At 54.8% G+C, this 20,551-nt stretch carries 15 protein-coding genes; 6 read left to right on the top strand and 9 right to left on the bottom strand.

Annotated elements, in window-relative coordinates; translation table 11 throughout:
- Positions 1 to 59 precede the first annotated feature (59 nt).
- Both RIB44_02330 and RIB44_02325 read right to left on the bottom strand, forming a co-directional pair.
- Positions 60 to 959, bottom strand: coding sequence for a hypothetical protein (locus tag RIB44_02330; GenBank protein ID MEQ8615410.1), 900 nt, complete (start codon positions 957 to 959; stop codon positions 60 to 62).
- Positions 956 to 1,630 carry a hypothetical protein gene (locus tag RIB44_02325; GenBank protein ID MEQ8615409.1) on the bottom strand — a complete coding sequence of 225 codons (675 nt, stop codon included), beginning with the start codon at positions 1,628 to 1,630 and terminating at the stop codon, positions 956 to 958. Before RIB44_02325 ends, RIB44_02330 begins: the two co-directional genes overlap by 4 nt.
- A gap of 652 nt (positions 1,631 to 2,282) precedes the next feature.
- Here RIB44_02325 and RIB44_02320 point away from each other — a divergent pair.
- A complete protein-coding gene (locus RIB44_02320; GenBank protein MEQ8615408.1) occupies positions 2,283 to 2,648 on the top strand; it encodes a hypothetical protein in 366 nt (121 codons plus the stop codon).
- Positions 2,649 to 3,448: 800 nt separating this feature from the next.
- On the opposite strand, the gene RIB44_02315 is transcribed toward RIB44_02320, so the two are convergent.
- Positions 3,449 to 4,066, bottom strand: a complete 618-nt coding sequence (locus tag RIB44_02315; protein MEQ8615407.1) for a hypothetical protein — start codon at positions 4,064 to 4,066, stop codon at positions 3,449 to 3,451.
- Between the two features lie 144 nt (positions 4,067 to 4,210).
- Positions 4,211 to 5,713 carry a hypothetical protein gene (locus tag RIB44_02310; protein ID MEQ8615406.1) on the bottom strand — a complete coding sequence of 501 codons (1,503 nt, stop codon included), beginning with the start codon at positions 5,711 to 5,713 and terminating at the stop codon, positions 4,211 to 4,213.
- Between the two features lie 243 nt (positions 5,714 to 5,956).
- Between RIB44_02310 and RIB44_02305 the strand changes: the two genes are divergently transcribed.
- The gene (locus RIB44_02305; GenBank protein ID MEQ8615405.1) at positions 5,957 to 6,511 is read left to right on the top strand and encodes a hypothetical protein; all 555 of its coding nucleotides are present in this window, start codon (positions 5,957 to 5,959) and stop codon (positions 6,509 to 6,511) included.
- Between the two features lie 534 nt (positions 6,512 to 7,045).
- The gene (locus RIB44_02300; protein MEQ8615404.1) at positions 7,046 to 7,405 is read left to right on the top strand and encodes a carbonic anhydrase; all 360 of its coding nucleotides are present in this window, start codon (positions 7,046 to 7,048) and stop codon (positions 7,403 to 7,405) included.
- 54 nt (positions 7,406 to 7,459) lie between these two features.
- Here RIB44_02300 and RIB44_02295 read toward each other — a convergent pair whose 3' ends face one another.
- The 4 genes from RIB44_02295 to RIB44_02280 all read right to left on the bottom strand — a co-directional run bounded on the left by RIB44_02295 (position 7,460) and on the right by RIB44_02280 (position 12,468).
- Positions 7,460 to 8,092 (bottom strand): PEP-CTERM sorting domain-containing protein, encoded by a 633-nt coding sequence (locus RIB44_02295; protein MEQ8615403.1) that lies wholly within the window; start codon positions 8,090 to 8,092, stop codon positions 7,460 to 7,462.
- 164 nt (positions 8,093 to 8,256) lie between these two features.
- Positions 8,257 to 9,282 (bottom strand): hypothetical protein, encoded by a 1,026-nt coding sequence (locus RIB44_02290; GenBank protein ID MEQ8615402.1) that lies wholly within the window; start codon positions 9,280 to 9,282, stop codon positions 8,257 to 8,259.
- Between the two features lie 428 nt (positions 9,283 to 9,710).
- On the bottom strand, positions 9,711 to 11,738 hold the full coding sequence (locus RIB44_02285) for a S8 family serine peptidase (protein MEQ8615401.1): 2,028 nt from the start codon (positions 11,736 to 11,738) through the stop codon (positions 9,711 to 9,713).
- A gap of 19 nt (positions 11,739 to 11,757) precedes the next feature.
- Positions 11,758 to 12,468: a hypothetical protein gene (locus RIB44_02280; protein MEQ8615400.1), complete on the bottom strand. Its 711-nt coding sequence runs from the start codon at positions 12,466 to 12,468 to the stop codon at positions 11,758 to 11,760.
- Between the two features lie 409 nt (positions 12,469 to 12,877).
- On the opposite strand from RIB44_02280, the gene RIB44_02275 reads away from it, so the two are divergent.
- From RIB44_02275 to RIB44_02265, 3 genes are all read left to right on the top strand, one after another.
- Positions 12,878 to 13,360, top strand: a complete 483-nt coding sequence (locus RIB44_02275) for a hypothetical protein (GenBank protein MEQ8615399.1) — start codon at positions 12,878 to 12,880, stop codon at positions 13,358 to 13,360.
- 490 nt (positions 13,361 to 13,850) lie between these two features.
- Entirely contained in the window at positions 13,851 to 15,770 is a 1,920-nt protein-coding gene (locus tag RIB44_02270) for a 30S ribosomal protein S1 (protein MEQ8615398.1), read from the top strand.
- 532 nt (positions 15,771 to 16,302) lie between these two features.
- The gene (locus tag RIB44_02265) at positions 16,303 to 17,163 is read left to right on the top strand and encodes an RNA polymerase sigma factor RpoD/SigA (protein ID MEQ8615397.1); all 861 of its coding nucleotides are present in this window, start codon (positions 16,303 to 16,305) and stop codon (positions 17,161 to 17,163) included.
- Between the two features lie 83 nt (positions 17,164 to 17,246).
- Here the strand turns inward: RIB44_02265 and RIB44_02260 are convergent, their stop codons facing one another.
- Positions 17,247 to 20,450 carry a BamA/TamA family outer membrane protein gene (locus tag RIB44_02260; GenBank protein ID MEQ8615396.1) on the bottom strand — a complete coding sequence of 1,068 codons (3,204 nt, stop codon included), beginning with the start codon at positions 20,448 to 20,450 and terminating at the stop codon, positions 17,247 to 17,249.
- Positions 20,451 to 20,551: the final 101 nt, after the last annotated feature.

Here is a 20,551-nt window from a genome sequence, read left to right as displayed (position 1 = left end):
TCAACAGCAGCTCCGCGTGGCAATTGAGCGAAGATTCAGCATACCACCTAGCCGCGGAGCTACGCCTCCGCCGGTGCTTCCTTGGGCAAAAACACTAACGTCGCGGTAAGCATCGTCAGACAGAGCATCACGCGCCCACTGACAATTAGCAAGAGAAGCCACACGACGAGCCCAGCCGCGAGCACCAGTGGCCGCGTCCAGCGTCCCCACACGAGAATCGGGAACGCCGCCAGATAAAGAGTGACCATATGAGCCAAGCCACTGGCCAGTTTGCGATTCTCAAACCAAGCGCTGAGATCAATCAGAGGCATCCCCTCACGCGAAGCCAATAGCCACATCCCCTCGCCAGTCCACCAGACACCTTCGGGCTCGGTAAGTTGAGCAATGGCCATCATCGCGTGCACCACCGCCAAGTGAACTTGGATCAGCCGGAGCGAAACCTGATTCGCCACTCGTGGCTTAGCCGCTGTGACTTCTTTGCGATTGAATCGCAAGCAGAGATGTTCCCAGCAATTCCCTACGCACAAGTAGATCAAAACAAACGAGAGAACCGTCTCGTAAGGCTGCACCAACAGCGGAACGCGATTCAAATAGGAAAGCAGAGCAATCGCCGTCGCAATCACCGACCACCGACCGCCAATCCCCAAGATCATCAGCACGGCAGCCACTAGCGTCGCGATCCAGACGGGCGTTAGTAGTGAGCCCGGCACGAAGTCGAACAACGACAACGACAGCGGGTAGTGATCACGAACGAAATCACGAGGCAACATCCCCTCGCCGGCAACAAGCCACTGCAAATCGCTGCCGAAAGAGCCCATCGTGATGAGCGCCAGGACGCCCGCACCGATGCGTACCAGTCCCAAAGTCTCGCTGCCACTGGGCGCGAACCAAAACCGATTCCAGGCGATGCCGGTCGCGTCGGCAAGCTCGGAGAGATACTGACGGGCAATGCCGATCATGGCTGCTCCCCGTCTGTTGTTCGAGGATCAGAGTCGGGATCAACCACCGTGGCCGTCTGGCTCGCCTCCTCGACGAGTGTCACCAGCAAATCGCGAGAAGGTTCGTCCCACAATAGCTTTAAGAGGATGAGCGATTCGGGCTCAGAGGAATCCGTGTTACCGTCTTCCTCGCTCTGCCAGCGGACGGGAGCTTGTCGCAAGCAGGTCAGCTCGTAGGTGCCTGAGTCGATCCCCAGCGATTCAAGCCAAGCTGATGCGATCTGGTGAGGCAACTCCGTGCGAGCATCAGTGTTCTCCTCGTAAGTCCGATCAAACTGAGCGGTCCAGAAGGCCAGCGTCTCGTACCTTGCTCGACGCAAGCGAGACATCGCTTCCGCGGGCAGCGAGGCAGGAAACTTTTCCGACTCGCCGCTGGCAACCAACATATGCTGGCCGTCCTGCACGGAAGCACCAGCCATCGGAAACTCATAAGAGCGATTCATCCCCAAGACTTGAAGATAAGCGGGAGCGAGCGGCACATTCCCTAATGCCCCACGGATCGCCGACTCGCGACCGGCGTTACTCAACACGCCCAGGCTCAAGCAAAACAGATGTAAAAGAATTGCCACCGTCGCCGCAGTACGCCATCTCGGCTGCTCTTTTTCGATGTCTGATTTACGTGACGATGCCATGCTAATTGCTCAATGGGAAGTCGCTACCTCGCGCAGAGGCGCTGAGACAGCAGAGGTCTGCTATCGTTTGCCCAGGTGTTTATTGTCTTTGCGATGGGTCAAAACCCCCGCCTTCAAGCGAAACCTTTAGGGTCTTATTAGCCCTGGGATTTATCCCAGGGAAACAGGTGGTTTGTCGGTGTTCGACCGAATTATTAAGATTTTTGGCCAACGGAGCGTTGCTGAGGTCGAAATAGGCCGCGGCTCATTTCGGTCTCGGTAATGCCCCGCCTTTCGATAACGCTTCTTGCTCGACCGATGGTTGGATACTCCCTCGGAACCCCGGGATAAATCCCGGGGCTAATAATTCGTGAGCGAAGGACTTCAGTCCGAAGCTCACGAATCCCAAAACCCATCGGCTTCAGCCGGTGGTAGTTCAGTTGCTATGCCAAGACTAATCCCAATCAAGCTAAAAGCAACTGGGGCTAAGCTAGACAATCCCACGAGGTCGGGCACGATCCAACTCTGCGTCTCCGCGTCTCTGCGCGAGTCATCTTCGCAATCACTATTGAAAAAAAGCCGGACCCCATGAAGAGGACCGGCTTTCGGTATTAAACCCATTGAGTCAAGCAATGCTCGATTCAGGTGGTTTCGTCAGAAGCAGGAGCTTCTGGTGCATCTTCAGCGGCTGGCTCAGCAGCAGCCTCTGCAGGAGCAGCGACTTCTACAGGAGCGGCACCAGCGCAAGTGCTGCAACCTTCAACAACAGCTGAAGCCTGCATCACGACAGGAGCGGCACCACATCCACATGCTGGAGCAGCAGGAGCAGCAGCGGCACATCCGCAAGCTGGTGCGGCTGCTTCGCAACCGCAAGAAGGAGCAGCTTCGCAACCACAGGAAGGAGCTGGCTCGCAGCAAGCTGGAGCTGGTGCTGGGCAGCATGGCTCTGGCTCGGGGCAGCACGTTGGTGCTGGAGCTGGGCAGCAAACTGGCTCAGGGCAGCAAGTTGGCTCTGGGCAGCAGCAAGCAGCCTTCTTAGCAGCACGACGTGCCTTCAGCTTCGCGAACAAACCTTGACGACCACCGCACTCGCATGGATCTGGAGCAGGCTCGCAGCAGGCGGGCTTACCGCACTTGCGACCACCAAACAAACCAGCTTCTGCCTTCTCTTCGCCCATCAGGGCGAAACCGACGACAGCAACCATCAGGGCAGCTGTCCAAATGACAACACGATTCATCTTAAATCTCCCACTCTAAGGTACGTCTCGAGAGAACGGACTCTCGGACACAGTTACCGTCTGTTTTCTACGGGCACCAATCGACGCGACGGTTGGCGTGATCAGGGCTTAAATTTCTCGATAGCAACTCTTCTCGATAGCTTATGTGAAGCGCCACCTACCCGCTGCATCCCACTGGTTCGATTCCATCAAACAAGCTGGAAAGATTATGAATTCAACGAGCCCTCAGGGGCGATTTCTGTCTCGACTTAACTTGCACTGGCTCACAGGTAGGATCATGCCATTCTCAATACGGCGAAATACCGTGGAAAGTAGGCTGACTTTGAGCATCAGGAAACTTAGGCGACAAACCTATCATGCTTGCATAGGGTGTCAAGTGGCCGCTCCGTCAAGGCAGGCAATTCACGTAGAATTGAACGGACGCTCTTCAAACAACCTAGCACGTTCCGACACGGTCGATCAAACGGCTAAAGGGCAGATTGCACAAAATATCGAAAATCAACCTGACAATAAGAAAAGCCCCCGATTCAAAAGAATCAGGGGCTAATGTACTAAGACGCTATTTGGCAACGGGTTACGACGAGGCTAACGGAGCATGATGCTATCGCACCACACCCTGTTGAAATGGATCAGCAGCCTCCTGCTTGGCCTGACGCGAAATATCAGGAGCACCGTTCTGCGTAGGTTGCCCATATTCCGCAGGATTCTCGAAGTCACAGATTACCGGATTCTCGCCATTAGGATCGGCCACCATCCCGGAGACTCTCCAACGACCTTCAACCAATCGCAATGCCCATAGCATCACCTCATCCACGCGATTGCCATCGACATCGAGATCTGACCAAACGGCGTCCACGGTGGCCCGCTCCGAGTCGTGCTTCTCCACTTTGCCAACACGAAACTGAGCCGTTTCGCTGGCCGGCATCACAATGCAGCTGTCACTCTGTTGCAAAAGCTCGAGCGCTACAGGTGTGAGATGCGAGTTGGCGGCATCGGTTTTTCCTTTTCGCAGCGCATCGAGAAACTCATGCACAACACGCTCCGTTGGATCGGTCGGTGTGCTAGTAGCAGCCTTTCCAGCTGCTGATGTCGCCGATGTGCTCGTCGAAGACTGCGCGGCCGGAGCCGTCGAACCCGAGTCGCCACAGCCCACCAGCAGGCTCGCAGCTAGCAGGGGGGCAAATGCGATCGCTGAGTGATGATTCAATGGAAACAACATTGCGGGGGATCTCCAATCCGTTGGTCGACCAAGTCATAATCCGCTAGGGCAGTAGCGGGGCGGGAGTGTGGCAAATGACCAACCGCCGGTCAAGCCGAGATACTAGCTCTGAGGTTCGTAGCCTTTCGCTCCGCGACCGGGCGACTAACCTGCTAGCGTCTCATCGACCGCTTTTTGGTCGCGCTGGTAGATTGCTAGCTGCGTCTCAAAGGTCGACAACGGCACTTGCCAAGCCGGGTCCGTGTCCACATGCGACTGACAGTGGGCGACCATCAAACGGTACAGAAACTTGAACAGATGACGTGGCACCCGCAGCGTGGCAAACGCATCAATCAGCCGCCGCTCGTCAATTGACTCCTCAAACAAATCCTGCAGACGCGGCTTCTTCGATTCTTGCTCCGCACAGGCCGCGACTCGTGCGTTCGCCAAGTCGTACAACGACTGGCCCGTCCATTCGAGCGAAGGAACCATGTTCTGCTTGTCAAGCCTTGCCCGCTGGAAGAAGTCGCGGTTCTCATTCAAAGCGAACTCGGAGAGTTCGGCAGGCAGTAGCAGCTTCAGGCCGAAACCCGGCTGCTTCAGGAACTTGTTGTCGAGCATCGGCCAGACAAAAGCTTTCATCTTAGGCAAAGCGCCGCCCGTCAGATGCGGCTCGTCAACGCGATCGACCAGCACGACTACGCCTGAGTATCCCAGAGCTTGCAGAACGCCTTGGAACTTGTAGAGCAACTCGTAACGGTCGTCTGTACGGTACTTGCTCGGTAAAGGCTGGCCGTTGATGTCTTTGCCTGAGAACTGCATCAGTACCTGACGCAACGGGTGAATGTCGCGATTCACAGAGCGTAAGTGCTTGCTTACGCCCCACGCCTGCATCCACCACCGCCAAACTTGGGCAAGCCACGGCGCCCAGCCCAGTGCGATCACCAGCCAGAACCAAACCGACGTCAACCAGCCGTAGTTGCGTGTGTACGCCATCACGCCAATAGCGGCAGTTTTTACAGCGACGCCAATTCCGCGAATGAACCAACTTTGCCAGGGATAATATCCCAGCTTCTTACGCAACCGATACCACCGCGATTGGAAAGTCTCGGTGAGAGAATTGTCATAGCATGCCGCAAGTAGCAACAGGTCGCGTTTTTGAAAACGATCCAACCGCTTGGCGACATCGTCCGGCAGCAAATTCGCGTCTTGTCCGTTGTTACCGTTACGCCGCGAGCCGAGCACCGAATCAACCACGTCGGTCACGCCCAGCGACAGGATCGAGTCCATGTGATCCCAAAGCTTCCACTCCGCGAGCACCTTCTCAGGTTGTCGTCGCTTTCGACTGCTCAGCCGATCAGCAAATCGATCGAGAAACGGATTGAAGTCGTCATACTCAATAACGAACAACTTCGACGCGGCATCCGACTGGTTGTGCTCACGAATCTGGCTGACAATTTGCAACCGCATCGCTGTTTTGCCGGCACCCTTTTCGCCAAACACAATCGACGTCGCAGGACTGGTCGGGTCGCCATAGATTTTATCCCAGTTCGGGTGGAACACGCTCGTGCGACAACGCCCCTGAAAGACCGGGTCTGTCTGCGCATCCTCATCGGCAAACGGATTGGCACTTAAGCCGTGATGTTCAAGCAAGTCGTGAAGATTCATGGGGAGGTTTTGACCGCTGGCGGTTTTGAGACCAAAGAAGCGAGCTTCCTACGTCCCTCGCCCCTTGGGGGGAGAGATTAGGTGAGGGGGCAAGAAAGCTCGCAAGTCATTCGATAAGTGTACCTCCTTCTTGGCAGGTCTCACGCAATTTGACCATTACGAAGCGTACCGGCAGTTGGTCGGTCGTGACGATTATCGTTAGAATAGCGAGTAGGGGGCTCGCTCTTACGGATAGCACCGATCATGGAAACCAGCGACCACAACGACGAATTCCAAATGGCAGGCGATGAACTGCCCCGCGTAGAGCCCCCCAACCAGCTCACCGCACGGGAAGAACCCCGCTACGGTTATTACCCATGGTGGCCCGAGGACGGAAACGCCTGGCTCCATCCAGAAGAAGTCGAACTCGCCCGCTCGCTGATCCCCAGCAATCGCGTCTTTCGACGGGAACAAAAGCCCGGCGAATTCGACCTGCTCGTCTACGGCAATCACACCCTACGGGTTCGCCACGTCCTGTGGAAAGAAGTGCAAAGCGAAGGCTACGAAATCGGCGACTGGGTCGAAGTCCTCTCCCGCGGCATGGCCAACACCCCCTGCACCGCCGTCATCCGCGAGATGCACTGGGACGACAAACTTCGCGCACTTACCTACCAGGTCGAGCACAACGAGAAACTGATTCCCAACTTCTACCAAGCGCGCGACCTCACCCACGTCGAACCCACGACCGATCCGACTCCGATGGCACGCCTCGAACCGAGCGAAGATTCGGAATCAATCTCGCTGGAAGACGACAAGTAGAATGCGTGAAACGCATCTGAGACCAGGTTGACCAGCGTCTTGTGCAATAAGTCTCAATGAAGCTGACGACAATCTGAAATGTCGTTCCAATCCGAGCATGCGAAACAGTCGTTAGTCGAGAATACGATTCCCTCGTCGAATCATTCCCGACGTTAATCAATGGTTGATACTGCGGTTACTCGAGGTCCAAGAGGCTAGAATCTGTCAGTTGTTATCTGCACCTTCGTCCTTCCAACGGAACACGACCCATGCCGAACATCACGAGACGACACATGATTGCCGCCGGGGCCGCTTCACTCGCCACCACCGCGATGGCACAAGAGGGCGGAGAAACGAACGCCTTCCGACCAGTCCCAACCAAAGACGGATACACCACGCTCACCCCCGACGAGGCCTTGCAATTCCTGATCGACGGGAACAACGCCTTTCTCGACGGGAAAGATTCAAACCCACCGATGGGCACAAAGCGACGGCTTGAATTAGCCAAAGGGCAATCTCCGTTTTGCGCTTACGTCACTTGTTCAGACAGCCGCGATGGGTTCCATCGAGTATGCCGTTGCCGTGCTCAAGGTCCCGCTCGTGGTGGTAATGGGTCACGAAAGCTGCGGTGCCGTCGACGCCGCTCGAAAAGTCATCGAAGAGGACGCCCGCTTCCCGGGGGCAATTGACGATATGATCCATCCCATCCTGCCTGCCGCGTTGGGTGTCCGGGACAAGCAGGGGAAAATCAATCTCGACGACGCCGTTCACGAAAACGTCCGCCGCGTCGTCGACCGCTTACGCAACGAGTCCGACCCGATCATGCTCGAGCCCCAAAAGCAAGGCAAGTTGAAAGTCGTCGGAGCCTACTACGATCTCGACCGAGGGGCCGTAGAGTTTTTCGACCGACCCTAGGGAGTCTGACAACGCGTCGTTTCTGGTGCGCTAACTTTCGAAGAACTCCGCCCGCTAACGCTTTCTCCAGCAGGCGAAGAATCCCCCGGCAAGCGACAGAAGTACCAGACCGGTTGGCTCAGGGACCGTTCGCAGTGCGGTAATTGAGAACTGGACGACTTTGTTGCCATTGCCTGGGTCCAAAAAGATCAAACGGCCATCTCTAAAATCGAAAGAAGCCAAGTCCGGCGCGATCGACGGCAGGTCCTCATTCGTGAAGACGGTCGAACTTGTGTCGATCAAGCTAAGAATGAAAGCTCCCAGCGGCAAACCGATCACGGGTTCTGCGTCTGGATTCGTCGAGAACACCGAAAAGACATCATTCGTGGGAGGCCCATCATTCGTAAAAAGGTCGTCGTCGCCCCCTTCCTCAACAAAATATCCGTTGGCAAATCGGGCGCGCAGTGAAGTGACGGCTTCGTCGTACTTAGTCCCAGCGTTCATAAGCGGCGTACCGGGAGTCGCCAAATCGTAAGTGTAATTTCCCCGCAACGGTTGGCCGACTTGAAAAAACCCCTGCAGCTCATTAGAGAACGACTCGACCTCACCTTCGAAAGCAAGTGTGACATGTTGCCCAAAACTCTGTTCTATTGAGCACCCAAACATGAACAGTGTGATGAGAAACGAGCGATTGAAAAAAGAATGCATTAGCGGACTCCATGATTGCGAGCAATAACACGCCGAATAACGTGATGGCGTGTCTGGGCTTGAAATAGCCTACTCGAACCAGCTTCGTTGGGCAAAGTAATTGAGAAAGAAATGCAATCTGCTCACCGTTGTAGAAATCCTCGCCAAAACCCTCAATCCGCACCTCAATTCTTCCCGCCGCGTCTGCGAAGTAGGTAGAGACAAAACCCGATAAACACGATGGCTATCAGCCCGAAGGAAATCACGACGGCAGCCGAAGTACCATCTTCGTATCTTTCCAGACGCTTATCTATATTGCCGATCGTATTTGGATCGGAAGACTTCCTTTGCTGCCACGCTAAGAACTCGTCGCCGCTGACCTGACCGTCCACCTCGTTTTCACCCGAAGTCGTTGGTAACTGGGCAAGTGAAAGCAGCGGCAGGAACTCGCCGATGTAGCGCAGATGCTCGAGATGAGCATCCCCATCGTCACCTCTCGCTCCCCAAAGCTGGAAGTTGCCGCTTTGGGCATGTCGGTAGAACTGCAGCGTGCCTAGCCCTTTCGTTTTCACGCGACTTGCAGCGATCCCCAAATGCTCGAGCAGTTCATCGCCCGTCTCGATGGTGTTCTCGTAAGTGTGCGTCAACACCTGCGAGTGAGTAAACACGAATGTCTTCTCGCCGCCTTGCGCCATGCTGGCGAAAGCCTTGAAGCCGGCCATCTGCGAATCCAACGGCGTGCCATCCTTAGCGGTCGTCGCATACAGCGAGTCTGCCGCCAGCAAAACGTCGATCTCGCTCACGTAGGCTTCGTTCTTGAGAATCTCCCGCACAGCACCATAACCGGCACTGAATGACGAAACAGCAACCCGATCCCAAGCTAAGCTCGTGGGAAAATCCTCATCGGACCGTAACTTATCCAATGCCTCGCCAAGCAGCGCCCCAAACAATTCACGGTCAGAAAAAGGCCCCGAGTACGCGCTCGACAACCCGTTGTAGTTCACGGTCACGACCACCGCATTGAGCTTCGCGTACTCCGCGTTGTTCCAAATCGTCTGAGGATTGCCATGAAAGTGAATCAACAAATCAGCAACATCCGCGGGCCGATGCTGATAAGTATCAGGAACAAACAACTTCCAAGCTGTCTGACTCATGGCGATCTGCCGACCCGTGGCGGTGGGGAGTTGCGCCGTAGCGGTTTGGCTCGCCATGAAAAGACAAGGCAGCATCAGTGGGAAAATCGTCCGCATAGGACTACCAGCGTAACTGAAAACGCATCACCAGAGCGAATAGGTTTCCCCTAAAAGCGTTTTTGTTGGTGCTCCGCACGTCGCGCCGGGTATCACTGCCGAAATCTGAGTGCCACTGGCTCCGCCAGTGCCTTGTCCGTGAAACGAATGGCCGATCAGCAGAGTTTGAGGCAGGCTTTGGACTAGGTCAATCTTGAACTCAGGGACGGACTGCAAGGGACTAGCGAGGTGCGGCCCATTTTGCATTTACGAGATAACACCATTTTCGAAGCCGTTGTTCTACCTAAACACTCCCCACTGGCAGAGCCAGTGGCACCCGGCGAATAGACTTCGGTCAAACGTCACGTTTCGTCGGAACTCACCACATCAAGCCGACTTAACCTAGAAGATCAAGCAACTCGCGAAAACCGCAGTGAGCCCAGCATACCGATGCAACCTAGCAGCAGCAAAGAACTCGGCTCCGGCACAGGGCTTCCGCTTGCCGTTGAGGAAGGCCCGGTAAACTCCCGCTGCCAAGCCAAGAAGTCGAGCCCATCGCTACTGCCATCATTATTCACGTCGCTGTCAGCATTCAGACCGTAGTCGCCCTGCCACTGAGCGAGGTCCGCACCGTCAATGTCCCCATCGCCATCGAAGTCGCTGGTGGCTCCAGGGTCCGGAAGATCGGGTGCGAGTCCGTACCACCAAGCTAGCCCAAAATCTTGACTATTGCCCACATCAGCGTCTTGCTGCCGAACCCATAGTTCATAAGCACCATCTTCGGGTATCTCAAAGAAAAGATGTTCGACAGTTGCTCCTGTGTCATTAGATGAGAGTGCAACAGCTTGACCAAGATTTCCCGCAAAGGCTGGCATCAAGTACAGCTCAAGGTCATTTACTTGCGAGTCCGCAGGACGAAACTCGGGGTCGTCTGTGTAAGGAGCGAATTCGTCGTTCTCATCAAATTCATTGACGGTTCCATTGTCGGTTTCAAACTCGACTATCCTGTCCCAGGCTAAAGTAGCTGATATGAAGTGTCCTTCTTCTAAGTCTTCGTTGAATCGATATCGTGCGTAATCAGTAAATGCGGTACCCGTAGTTGTTCCGAAGTCCCAACCGATGAGGGGTACTGTTTCACCACTGATCCCAAATTCCTCATGTTCTCCTGGAATGAATTGCTGCAAAGCACGTTTTGTATTGAGGTGACCAGCTCCCATTTCTTCATCAACTGCGTAAGCCGTGCCGATGCCTGCGAAGGCTGTTTCGTCATATGCAATCGAGTCGAACCAAGTTGAGTTGTCTTTTTTTCGCACGGTACGTTCCATGCCTAAGAGTCGGCCTTCGGGAATAAGGTCGTTTGTTCCTGGATACATTACGGATTCGTCATCCTTCAGCTTATCAGCCGAATTCATAATTACAGCCTTAAGAACTTCGTGGCGAATTGCAGTTTGTTCAACAGCACCTGTAACGCTGGTCGTGCTGGTCCACCCATCTGCTCCTGCCGTAAATCGTTCGGCGGCATACTGCTGTAACATCACTGCCGTTCCAGTGACATGAGGGGCTGCATAACTGGTTCCTGTAAGTCGTTGCTCCCCTAAGGTTGGATTGTTCGCTGGAATAGGGCTGTCGTTTACCTCGGCAGTTTCCACCAGTACACCTGGAGCGAGAATATCGGTGTACGTTCTAATTCCAGCATCAAGTGGTTGGAAATTCCCATTAGAAACATCGCGAAATACTCCACTTGAATCCCTTGCTGACCTTGCAACGGTAATACCATTGAAGTTGTCAATTGGAACTGGTCTACCCGTACCTCCCGTCAATGCTTCTTGGTCACCGGCTTGTACGTTGAGGATGTTGTAGCGATTCGCAATCCAGTCCATCCCGAGTGTTAGCTGAGAGTTTCCGTCCGATTCCGTTGCTACTGGGCTTGGCAGTTCAGTAGACCAGCTATGGTTGATGACCTTAGCACCATTAGTGGCTACCCACTGTGTTGAGAGCAAAGCAGCATCGTACTCGCTGATAAAGGCTGGGTTCCCGTAGGCTGACGCTTTAAGCTGAGCCATAGGGACAATTCCAACAGGGGTAATTCCGTTGTTGTTACTGTCTACCGTGTCCGTGGATATGAGCACACTTGCTACTTGAGTAGCATGCGGGTCTGTTGCTAATTCATCATCTGCAAGACTAGACCCTTCTCGTTTAACGACCATGTTGGGAATTACTTGAGTGTTGAAATTTGTTTCGTCATCTTTGCCTGGTAATCCAGGGCGTACGTCTTCAACTTGCCCGACGATGATGTTTCTTCCATCAAGCGGCACACCATCAAATTGAGTTAGTCCTATCGCGTTCACGCCATTGCTGCTAATCGAGTCCGAACCTCCAGAAGCAACATCCACAAAATAAATGGCCAACAGCAAAACGCTAAGCATATAAGTCTTCATGGAAACCTCGTCTACTCTTTCAGGGAGTGACAGTAAACTCAAACGACTCCGAAAGTATCACCTTTCTTTGCTCCTTATCGGGGTGGGATACGCGACGGCCATCTTCGAACTCTTTCTTTTTCTTCGATGGGGCTAAAAGCACTTGGTAGGTTCCAGCTTCTAGTTTTCCAAGTGGTACTAATGCGAAATGTTCTGTGACGGATAACCCAGGGTGTGAAATGTAGTGGTAGCTAACATGAATCTTGCTTCCGATTCTCTTGACTTCATCGAGATAAAAGTAGCGAGACGACCGCTTAGAAAAGACGACCAATGTCAAAGCGGTTGCAGTTGTGAATTTGTCGACCACATTTTGAGGCTTTAAGAAAGATAAATAAGCATTCTCAAATGCAGTAGAATCGACTCCAGGGACAACGAACGCTGGCCTAGCTTTTAAGCGTCTTGGAGTGACAACAAGTTTGTCCCTTATCTCCTCAACTTTCTTCTCCGTTTCAGCACGTTGGCTCTTATCAACCTGACGAATATCTTTCGTGCCAGGCACCTTGTAGGCCCAAGCACTTTTGAGAGGGATAATTACAGTTGCTGCCTCACGACCGTTAGGTGCTTCCTCCAATGGAAGCCCTTCGCACTTTGGCGAGGGAGCCTCTGATTCAGAAGCCAAGGAAGACTTTGTGAGCACTGCTCCAAACGCTGTCACTAACCATGCGCGGCGGTTACAGACAAGTTTGTTCATCGCTATTGCCTTTTTACTCTGTTACTTATTCCAGATGAAACAATCTTGGTTCAGCATATATCCAAACGGCTTCACTGCTCTACAAAACATTTAAATCTGGCTTGTTTCCGGCTGAGCCTAGGGAGGTTCAGCGGAAACAGTAAACAGCGGAAAACTGGAAGCAAGTAAGAAAATGATGGTCGTTGTTCTCATACGTTTCGTTCTACCCAATTCACAGAACCCAAGCAAACATTGCAAAGAACACAGCGGCGTCTTCGCACCAAACCGATTTGCTAGCTATTCAAAAGAAAAGCCATGCCGCAACTAGCCAAAATTTCACACAAGAAATTAGGCCACCCCTCCCACTAAAATGAACGGTTCTCGCGTCCGCAACTTAGGGTGCGATCTTCAAACCTGTGGAGGAGAACCAATGGCCCTACCAAAACCCCGCCCCGAGCTACCGCCACCTATCAACGACGGACGGCCACGTATTTTGGCCGATCACGACAAACGTCGTTCCCTTTGTGCAATGATTGCCGTGGGGGCCGGGCTCGATGCGGCGGCGCGGCATGTTGGCTGCTCGATCTGGACCGTGCAGCGCGAGGCACAACGCGATGAGGAGTTTGCCAAGCAACTCCGCGAGGCAAATTCCACCGCCGAGTTGCTTCCCCTGCAAGCACTCCGCACAGCGGCAAAAACCAATTGGCGAGCTGCCGCTTGGCTGCTTGAACGAACCCACCCCGAGCAGTTTGCCCGTCGCAAGCCAGACACCTATGCCCCGGCAGACATTTTCAAAGTGCTTGAGGATGCGGTCAGCGTTCTGCTGGAGGAATGTGAAGACAAAACCCAACTCGAGCAAATCCGACTGCGTCTCCTGGCACTGCTACCGCCGCTCGACCCGGCAGTATCGTGAGTCTGACGATTGTTTTGCTAAGCAAAAGTGCCTCACGCAGCACGACAGCAGCCACCAGCAAACACTAGAAAACAAGTGGTTCCATGCCCATCACCGCTTGAATGGCACCCCCACTTTTGCTCAGAAAAACGCTTGAAGCAAAAGCCAAAGGCCCGGCCTGGAGCCACTAAACACGTCACCTAAACGATGCCCACAAAACAACTTAAACCAATTGCCCACCAGCCGCCCCTGTGGTAAACTGCCGGGCTTCGCTCAGTCGGATTTTCGAGGAGTGTCTTCACGTGAAGGCAACGACGACTGGCAATACTTTAACCAACGAGGAACTTCGGCAAGTGAGCAGTAGGCAGTAGGCAGTAAGCAGTCTCGATCATTCATCGAACAAGACTGCCCACTGCCCACTGCCCACTGCCGACTCGAACCGGGCGAGACGTAACTCGCTTATCTAGAGTCAACACTGCGAATACTCCTCCACGCAGGTCCCCCTTTCCCCATGGTCAACCGTAACTTAATCCGCGAATTCGACGTATCAGAAGAAGATTGGGAAGCAGCAATTGGCGAAATGTCGCCAGACGACATTAGCTGGCTCGGCGGCGAAGATGTCGATGTCAATCAAATTGTTGAAGGCACCATCATCCGTATCGATGAGGAGTTCGTCCTTGTCGACGTCGGCTACAAGAGTGAAGGACTGATTCCCAAGAGCGAATGGGAACCTGAAGTCGAAGGGGAAGAGATCGAGCCTCCCCAAGTTGGCGAAAAGATTCGCGTTCTGGTCGAAGATGTCGAAGACGCCCAAGGTCGCACCGACGACCGGGGGATGATCGTTCTCAGCAAGAACAAGGCTGAGAAGATCGAGAAGTGGATGAAGGTCATGGAGACCGTCCACGAAGGGGATGTTGTCTCCGGCGAAGTCACCCGCAAAATCAAAGGCGGCCTGCTGGTCGATATCGGCGTCAACGTCTTCCTGCCCGCCAGCCAGGTCGACATCCGTCGTCCGCACGACATTGGCGAGTTCATCGGCAAGACGATCGAGTGCATGGTCCTCAAGATCGACGAAGCCCGCCGCAACATCGTGGTCAGCCGCCGCAGCCTGATCGAAAGTCAACGTGCGGAAAAGAAGGCCGAACTGCTCAAGAAGCTGGAAGTCAACGATCGTGCCACTGGTGTGGTCAAGAACATCGCCGACTTTGGTGCGTTCGTCGACCTCGGCGGCATCGATGGCCTACTCCACATCACCGACATGAGCTGGGGCCGCATCAATCACCCCAGCGAGATGGTCAAGATCGACGACGAACTGGAAGTCGTGATCCTGAACATCGACTACGACAAAGAGAAGATCGCCCTCGGACTCAAGCAGAAGCAAAAGAGCCCATGGGAAAACGTCGCCGAGAAGTACCCGGTGTCCGAAAAGGTCAAGGGCACAGTCGTCAACGTGATGAGCTACGGTGCCTTCGTCAAACTGGAAGATGGCATCGAAGGCCTCGTGCATATCAGCGAAATGTCGTGGACCAAACGCATCAGCCATCCGTCGGAGATCGTCAGCATCGACGACGAGATCGAAGTCATCGTGCTGCGGATCGATGAGGGCAAGCAAGAGATTTCCCTCGGCATGAAGCAAACCCAAAGCAATCCTTGGGAGAAAGTCGCCGACAAGTATCCCACCGGTGCGATGGTCAAAGGCAAGGTTCGCAACCTCACCAATTACGGTGCCTTCATCGAAATCGAAGAGGGCATCGACGGCCTGCTGCACGTCAGCGACATGTCGTGGACGCGCAAGATCAGTCACCCCAGCGAAGTGGTCGAGAAGGGCGAAGAGATCGAGTGCAAAGTGCTTTCGGTCGACCAAGAACGTCGTCGTATTGCCTTGGGACTCAAGCAACTCGACGAAGATCCTTGGTCCTCGGACATCCCCGATCGCTTCCAGCAGGGTCAGCTTGTCACCGGCAAGGTCACGAAAATCACCAACTTCGGCGTGTTCGTCGGGTTGGAAGATGGCCTCGAAGGTTTGCTCCACATCTCCGAGCTTTCCGACGACAAGGTTGAGAACCCGCAGGACGTGGTGAGCGTCGGCGATGAGCTCGAAGTAAAAATCCTTCGTGTCGATACCGAAGATCGCAAAATCGGACTCTCTCGCAAACGCGTTGAGTGGGCCGAAGAAGACGAGATTCGCGCCGCCGAAGAAGAGGCCGCCGCACGAGAAGCACCCGCCGACCTCAAGGGCGGCATGGGTGGCGACTCGGGACCACTCTTCAAGATGGCGCAGCCTTCAGCAGAAGATTCGCCAGCCGCCGACGATTCAGCCGCGGAAGAAGAAAAGCCGGCTGAAGCCGAGGCCCCAGCTGAAGAAGAGTCCTCTGACAGCAGCGAAGCGGAAGCTCCCGCCGAGGAAGAAGCCGCCAAGAGCGAAGCCTAACAACCAACGTGGCTGGGGCATCCTGCCCCAGTTTCGAACAATCAGAAACGCAAAGCTGCGGCTGGAAGCCACAACCACAGCACCGACAACGACCCCGCGGGCACAACCCGCGGGGTCGATGTAATTGGTACCTCCGGTTTTCACCGAACAGACGTTGCACAGGGAAACCTTTGCCAGTGCGTACAGACGCTAGCACCGCCACGACGATGCTTACCTTGCAAGGCAAAAGTTTGGCCAGGCGCAGGAAGCACGCCCCCAAACCAACCCTGTTTAGCCACGGTGCTCGCACCGCGCTGACCCCCGAGAAAGTACCACAACCCCAGCCCACCCCAGAGAATCCACACCCAAAGAGTCCCCACTCAAAGAATCATCATCGCGCCACGCAGCAAGGATGCCGTGCCACTGGTCGCGTTGGATTCTCACTTAACTAACCCAGCAATAGCTCGAAGCACTCGTCCGATCCACTTCACCAAGCCCCGGTGAAGGCCGCGATCCGAAACCTTCGGCAAACGCAGAAATCGGTATCCAACCTATGCCAACGAAAACCAAGTCCCGCCGCTCGTCGGTTCAAAGCCCGCTGGAAACCTACCTCCGCGAAATCAACGAGACGGCACTCCTCAACGCCCAGGAGGAGAAAGACCTCGCCACCGCGATCGGCCAAGGCGATCTCGCGGCACGCGATCGCATGGTGCGTGCGAACCTGCGTCTCGTGGTGAACATCGCCCGCGGATATTCCGGCAAAGGATTGAGCCTGCAAGACCTGATCGAGGAAGGCAACCTCGGCTTGCTGCGAGCGGTCGAAGGGTTCGACCCAACGATGGGCACGCGATTCAGCACTTATGCCAGTTACTGGATTAAGCAGTCAATCAAGCGAGCTCTGATCAACACCGGCAAAACGATCCGCATCCCGGCCTACATGGTCGAGCTGCTCAGCAAGTGGCGACGTGCTAATGCACGACTGACCGAAGAACTCGATCGCACCCCCACGCCCGAGGAGATCGCCCGCATCCTCGGCCTGCCCAAGAAGAAACTCCCCATCATCAAGAAGGCCATCAAAATCTACAACGCCACCCCACAAACCGACCAGGCCGAAGCGGGTTGGTCGTTGGGCGACATGGTGATGGACGAGCGTCAGCAGAGCCCCGACGAGCAACTCGTCGAGAGCGACAGCCTTCGCCATGTATTGCAAATGCTGGGCACCATGGACCAACGTGAGGCAACGGTCCTGCGGATGCGGTTCGGCCTCAACGGCTACGAGCCCAAGACGCTCAAAGAGATCGGCGAAAAGCTCGGCCTCACAAGGGAACGGGTCCGCCAGATCGAGACCGAAGCACTCAACCGTATGGCTGACAGCATCGAGAACGACATGCCACTGGTGGCACCGCAAAACTAACAACATCAAAGGAGCCGAGAAGCGTCAGCTCTCGGGTTGTACATTCATCATGGACCCGAGAGCTAACGCTTCTCGGCTCAAGATTACCGTGAGAACCCAAGACTAAAGCTAAACACTTGCGTATCGTCGAAGTCTGCTTTGGCCACTGGGAACGCAAAGTCCAACGCGATTGGGGCAGGTCCCATCGCGGGGACAGTGATTCGCAGACCCACACCAGGAGCAACACGGAAATCGTTGATTTCGATATCCGGCTCGACCGTACCAAAGTCGACGAACGCGACGCCATGCAGCATCTCGTCGGCGGTAATCGGGAAAAGGTACTGGAACGAGTTTAGCCACTGGAAGTGACCACCCACTTCGACATTGCCGTTGGCCACGTCGATTGGCGAAGCTCCGCGGAAGTCAAAACCACGCATCGTGGCGAAACCACCTGCAAAGAAGTGTTCGTAGATCGGTGTCTGTGTTCCCGTGTAGCCAAAGTTGGTGCTGTAGCTCAGCACGTGACGGCCTGAATGGTCAGGGCGCTCGAACAATAGGAGATGCTCACGCAACTCAGCCGTGACCCGGGGGTAATCGAAGGAGCCGATCACCTGCTCGCCGGCAAGTTCGATGTAGTGACCCTGCGTCGGCAGGAACGCACTATCGCGAGTATCGTTAATCACGCTCAGCCGAAAACCATGCAGCGAGTTATCGCCAACCGCTGCAGCCAAGTCAGGTTGAGCCGGATTACTAATGTCATGAATGTTGACGTTCTCGCCACGGTAAGAAATCGTCGCGGAAAGATCACGCTCTACCCACTGACGACCAAGCGAAATCCGACCACCGAGGCGTTGCTCATCCCAGTTCCGATAACGGCGATCAAAGTACGAGGCACTAAGTCCCAAGCTAATGGGACGATCGAAAATGTAAGGATCCTGAAAACTCACGAGATAGCGGTTCACTTCGCTACCGGGTGAAGCATCAATCCGGAACCGCTGACCGTCGCCACGAAAGGCATAGCCGTTGCGAATGTCGTCAAAGCTACGCGGAGGTCGCCGCCAGTTGAAGTTCCGCTCATCGATCACGATGTTACCAACAACGCCAGCATCGGAGTTCACACCCACGCCAAGCATGAGTCGTCCGGTTTGGGTCTCGTTACCGTTGATGTAAATGTCGACGACTTCCTGAGGATAAGGTGCCCCAAGCGCACCATAACGCCCATCGGGGAAAATCTGAGATCCTAAAAGTGGCCCCTGGGTGTTCAGCGGAGTCGGCGCGATCGAACCTGCCGGGGGTTGGAGTTGCGGTGAATACTGCACGGGTTGCACGCCACCCTGAGCGAGATTCGCCTGCTGTGGACCATGTCCACCTGCTTGGATGACTTGTCCGCCCGGCGGCAAGCCATACGTTGGCTGTGTGCTGGGCTGAGCGTTTACCTGTGCGTAGGCCTGCTGAACCCCTTGGGGGCTTTGGCCTCGCACAGTTGCCGGCTGGATGCGTTGATAGGGCGAGGCAGGCCGATGGGCGACTTGCCGCCGCGGCCAAGGGTGTTGGGCGGGTTGTTGGGTCGGCTGTAGCAGAGCGAGTCGCTGATGACGCATTTGGGCGGCACGGTGTTCGAGCAGTTGCATCGTGTCAGTGATCACCGGCTCGGGGCTCTGTCCTCGGAAAGTAACGGCACTGGCAGTGGATTCAACCGACTGCTTTTCAGGATTCGCTTCACTATCTAGCCAACGCCTGAGATGCTGCTCATCATGGCAGTGAATGTGAATTTCGATGTCATCACGACCCGGTATCTTCCGAGCCATCTGACGTCTGAGAGTTTGAGGCTGAAGCGGCTGCGGAGTTGCCAAGTGTGAAGCACCTGGAGGTGGCAAGACGGGCGGGCCGACGGGCTCAGGAGACTGCCCACGGAAGGTATCGCTGGAACCCTCAGCTAAGCCAAATTCGGCGTCGTCGGGAATTCGATAGGTGATCTTCGGTCGCACGCCTGTCGCCGCGTCGGTTTCCAGCAGGCCGCTGGCAACGAGGCGACGTTCGCTCGCTTTGAGTTCGCGAATGTCCATGATATCGCCCGGACGGAGTGAGAGACGATTGAGCGCAATTTGTCGCCGCGAGTGAGGAGTATCGCCGCCGATGTTTACAAACACACGACCGACACGGAACTGCCCACCCTCTTCAATGTTGTAAACAAGATCGACTTCGCCGGGTTGCTCCAGGAAAATCGTTTCGGGCTGAATATCCGCGAAGACATAACCGTGGCTGCCGTAGAGTTCTTGCAACCAGAGAGCATCCTTTTGCATCTTGGACTGTTCAAATTCCTGGCCGCCGATGAGCTTCGCGTTGCTCGCCATGGCCTCGGGATCAAATTTTGTGTTGCCGATGAATCGGACATTCCGCACCTTGTACCGCGGACCCTCGTTGATCACGAACTTCAGCGTTACCCAGTTGCCTTTCTCGTTGTAATCGAGCTTGCGACCAACGCGTGCTTGAAAGAAGCCAAAAGCTCGGTAATAGGCGGTTAGTTGCTCAACGTCGTTATCGATCTTCCCTCGATCGAGGAACCCTTTGAAGAGTTTCAACAACGGCGGCTTCGACTTAATGAGAGTCTTCAAGCGACCATCGCTCACGAATTCGTTGCCGGCGAACTCGACTTTCCAGATGCGTTCTGAAACGCCTTCGTTGATGAGATAAACGACGCCCTTGTCAGTCGCTTTCGTCCCTTCAATGATCGTCACTTGTGCGTTGTTGTACCCTTGGCCTTGGTAATAATCGCGCAGCTTGCGCCGGCCTTCCTCAACGGCGAAGGGATCGACCGCGCCACCGATTTCCAGATTGGTTTGCTTCTTAAGTTTCTTGTCGCTGATCTTTTCGTTGCCAAGGTAAGTCACGTAACGAGTTGTCGGGCGTTCGGTCACTTCAAAAATCACAATTCGACCCTGCGGAGTCTTTTTCGAGAGCGGCTTCACATCGACAAACCATCCCAGGTTCGCTAATCGTCGAACGTCGCGCTGCAAGACGCTGCGATCGAAAGGTCTGCCAACCCGTGTTGTGATATTCGCCGCAATTTGTGCGGCCTCGATGGTATCGTTGCCAACGATTCGCACATCGACGACTTGTTCTTCGATAGTCTCAGAATCATTGGGCTGATTCTCTAATGAACCGCTAGTAGGCAATGTCTCGGAAGCCTGGCCGACAGTACGCGGAGGCGGAAGGAGTTCGCCAGTCTGCGCGAGGGCAAGGCCTTGGACCGCCACAACCATTAGGGAAAGCAGGGCACAGATGATCGTTCGTCGAGGGAGCAGCATGAGCAATTCGAGCTTCTCTAAAAGGGCGGATTATGCTCCTGCAACGCGAAGTGATAGCCCGCGCGCAGAAGTCCTCTGCTATTAGGACCGCGAAGAAATAG

Source organism: Lacipirellulaceae bacterium (assembly GCA_040218535.1).
In the GTDB taxonomy this organism is placed as follows: Bacteria; Planctomycetota; Planctomycetia; order Pirellulales; family Lacipirellulaceae; genus Adhaeretor.
The sequence above is the reverse complement of the archived record's forward strand: the minus strand, read 5'-3'. Positions and strand labels throughout refer to the sequence as shown.

Excerpts from the sequence above, each read along its gene's own strand:
- RIB44_02330 (MEQ8615410.1), bottom strand. The coding sequence starts at position 959 with ATGATCGGCATTGCCCGTCAGTATCTCTCCGAGCTTGCCGACGCGACC.
- RIB44_02325 (MEQ8615409.1), bottom strand. The coding sequence starts at position 1,630 with ATGGCATCGTCACGTAAATCAGACATCGAAAAAGAGCAGCCGAGATGG.
- RIB44_02315 (MEQ8615407.1), bottom strand. The coding sequence starts at position 4,066 with ATGTTGTTTCCATTGAATCATCACTCAGCGATCGCATTTGCCCCCCTG.
- RIB44_02310 (MEQ8615406.1), bottom strand. The coding sequence starts at position 5,713 with ATGAATCTTCACGACTTGCTTGAACATCACGGCTTAAGTGCCAATCCG.
- RIB44_02305 (MEQ8615405.1), top strand. The coding sequence starts at position 5,957 with ATGGAAACCAGCGACCACAACGACGAATTCCAAATGGCAGGCGATGAA.
- RIB44_02300 (MEQ8615404.1), top strand. The coding sequence starts at position 7,046 with ATGGGTTCCATCGAGTATGCCGTTGCCGTGCTCAAGGTCCCGCTCGTG.
- RIB44_02295 (MEQ8615403.1), bottom strand. The coding sequence starts at position 8,092 with ATGCATTCTTTTTTCAATCGCTCGTTTCTCATCACACTGTTCATGTTT.
- RIB44_02290 (MEQ8615402.1), bottom strand. The coding sequence starts at position 9,282 with ATGGCGAGCCAAACCGCTACGGCGCAACTCCCCACCGCCACGGGTCGG.
- RIB44_02285 (MEQ8615401.1), bottom strand. The coding sequence starts at position 11,738 with ATGAAGACTTATATGCTTAGCGTTTTGCTGTTGGCCATTTATTTTGTG.
- RIB44_02280 (MEQ8615400.1), bottom strand. The coding sequence starts at position 12,468 with ATGAACAAACTTGTCTGTAACCGCCGCGCATGGTTAGTGACAGCGTTT.
- RIB44_02275 (MEQ8615399.1), top strand. The coding sequence starts at position 12,878 with ATGGCCCTACCAAAACCCCGCCCCGAGCTACCGCCACCTATCAACGAC.
- RIB44_02270 (MEQ8615398.1), top strand. The coding sequence starts at position 13,851 with ATGGTCAACCGTAACTTAATCCGCGAATTCGACGTATCAGAAGAAGAT.
- RIB44_02265 (MEQ8615397.1), top strand. The coding sequence starts at position 16,303 with ATGCCAACGAAAACCAAGTCCCGCCGCTCGTCGGTTCAAAGCCCGCTG.
- RIB44_02260 (MEQ8615396.1), bottom strand. The coding sequence starts at position 20,450 with ATGCTGCTCCCTCGACGAACGATCATCTGTGCCCTGCTTTCCCTAATG.